This window comes from Pseudomonas sp. 43(2021) (genome assembly GCF_017490805.1).
In the GTDB taxonomy this organism is placed as follows: Bacteria; Pseudomonadota; Gammaproteobacteria; order Pseudomonadales; family Pseudomonadaceae; genus Aquipseudomonas.
The window spans coordinates 1-429 of the sequence record NZ_JAFGYJ010000594.1 but is presented as its reverse complement, the minus strand read 5'-3'; the positions used below and the strand labels follow the sequence as shown (position 1 = coordinate 429).

At 55.0% G+C, this 429-nt stretch carries 1 protein-coding gene; it reads left to right on the top strand.

Annotation, left to right across the window (positions count from 1 at the left end; all coding sequences use genetic code 11):
• On the top strand, window positions 1-429 hold a 429-nt coding region (locus J5M71_RS28865; protein WP_207839105.1), incomplete at both ends, for a tyrosine-type recombinase/integrase.

Below are 429 nucleotides of genomic sequence, written 5' to 3'. Positions count from 1 at the left end.
AGATCACTGGTGGGCGTCTCAACGAAATCTCACAGTTGACGGTAAGTGATGTTCAAAACCTTGCTTCAGGCTTCACCGCGATTCACATCAACGAAGCAGGCGAAGGCAAGTCAATCAAGAACAAACGCAGTGAGCGTCTGGTGCCGTTGACTGACGGTGCCTATGGGTTCGACCTTGCAGCATTCTTGCGGTACGTCGAGGCGTGCAAGCTCAGTGGATCGGAGTCATTAGCTCAGATTGGCTACAAGACAGGCGGAGAATGGGCTAACCAACATGCGATCCCTGCGGCTCTCGGGGAATCCTTTGAACCCGGCTTGGTGTTTCATTCCATGCGACACTCGCTGGCGTCCTTGATGCAAGCCAAAGGCGTTCCTACGGCGTACGCACAGGCTGTCATGGGCCACGCCTCAGGCACGGTCACTTTTGACG